Origin of the sequence: Roseovarius spongiae, assembly GCF_003651245.1 — a bacterium.
GTDB lineage: Bacteria > Pseudomonadota > Alphaproteobacteria > Rhodobacterales > Rhodobacteraceae > Roseovarius > Roseovarius spongiae.
Genome location: NZ_RAPE01000015.1, coordinates 1 through 1,770, shown reverse-complemented (window position 1 = coordinate 1,770; position 1,770 = coordinate 1). Strand labels below are relative to the sequence as shown.

Below are 1,770 nucleotides of genomic sequence, written 5' to 3'. Positions count from 1 at the left end.
GATGATCTGTTGCGGTTCATGCTGGCGTTTGACGGCAGTGGTCAGCACCTCGTCATAGGCGGCCCTCATCCCGTAGAGCCGCAGCTTCCCCATCGCGTCGATCACGTCTGAGCGTTCCATCCTGTGTTCTCCTCAAGTTGTCATATCGGTTGCAGTCGGCAATTGGCTCGCAGGCCAGCTTCAGCGCATCTGGCGTTGTAATTGTCAGGGGCGGTGGCGGCTCGCGGCGCCGGGCCAGGATGTTCAGCACGACACTGGCGGAATGGACGTTGTGCGACAGAGCTTCCGCACAGGCCGCCTCGACCGCCTCAAGGCCATCGGTCAGCACGGCGCTCAGAATGTCGACCATCTGTCGGTCGCCGCCCGGCTGGCGTTCCAGTTTGCGCCACACGATGAGACCTTGTCCGCCATTGGTCCGAGGACAATGGTCGAATGATCGGCGCCGGCAGGGCCCATTCCTTGAAGGGTGCCCCGTTGCGAAGGGCGCCGGGTTTGCGGGCCAGGACGGGGATGTAATGCAGGGGATCGAAGATCGTTTTGTCCCGCCCGAAGGCCCGGGTATGGCTGCCGACGATCCGACCACCCTGCCAGCATTCCAGCCGGTCGGCGTAAGCTCTGATCTCCACCGGCCGCCCGACGGCGCGGGCATCGACCGAGTATCGGTTCTTGTCGAACCGCACGAGGCAGGTCTTGGACACGGAGGCAGGAACCGCGTGGAATCCATCGAACGGACCGACATAAGGAACGAGGCTCGGACGCTCTTCTTCGAACACCTCCCAAATCGTCCTATCGCGCAGCTCCGGGTGCTTGTTCGCCTTGGCATAGGCCAGGCATCGATCCTCCAGCCAGGCATTCAGCTCGGCATAGGACTTGAACTTGGGACGCGGCACGAAGAACCGGCGCCGGATCACCCCCACCTGGTTCTCGACCTGCCCCTTCTCCCAGCCGGAAGCCGGGGTGCAGGCAACAGGGTCAACCAGGTAATGCCCGCACATCTGCTGGAACCGCCGGTTATAGGCCCGATCCTTGCCAATGAAGATCGCGTCAACGGCGGTCTTCATATTGTCGTAGATGCCCCGCGCACAGGCCCCACCGAAGAAGGCGAACGCCTTGTCGTGGGCGTCGAACACCATCTCCTGCGTTTCGCGAGGATAGGCCCGGACATACGGCATTCGGCTGTGACACAGGCGAACATGGGCGACCTTGACGGTCGTGGTGACGCCATCGATCAGAACAACTTCATGGCTCCAGTCGAATTGGTAGGCTTCACCGGGATCGAAGCTCAGAGGAACATAGGCCGCGGCGGAAGCTTCCCGGGTCGCCTTCGACCAACGCGCCGCATAGCGCCGCACCGCATCATAGCTGCCGTCATAACCCCGGTTGCGCAGTTCTTCGTAAATCCGAACCAGTGTCAGCCGCTGGCGCTTGGGTTGCCGGTCATTCTCGGTCAGCATCTCATCCAGATCGGAACGCCAGGGATCGATCTTGGGCCGGGGCTGGATGGATCGGTCATAGCTGAACTCGGTGGCGCCCGACCGGACCACCTTGCGCACCGTGTTCCTCGACACCCGCAGTTCCCGGCAGATCTGTTTGATCGACTTCCCCTGGATGAAATGCGCCCGCCTGATCTTCGCAATCGTCTCCACAACCAACATCCCCAACTCGCTCCCTCAAATCCGTCGAGGAAGCTTCTGAACAGAAATATCAGGGGGGTCACTTTTGGACGCCGATTACCCCAATACAGGGGTCAATCTTGCATGCCGGTTCACA

Annotated in this window: 2 pseudogenes; both read right to left on the bottom strand. The window is 61.4% G+C overall.

The features are described 5' to 3' along the window. Positions 1 to 93, bottom strand: a pseudogene (locus tag D6850_RS19805) (ATPase); the annotation flags it as partial. Further along, positions 53 to 1,655 (bottom strand): annotated as a pseudogene (istA, locus tag D6850_RS19180) (IS21 family transposase). The pseudogenes D6850_RS19805 and istA, both read right to left, overlap by 41 nt. Positions 1,656 to 1,770: the final 115 nt, after the last annotated feature.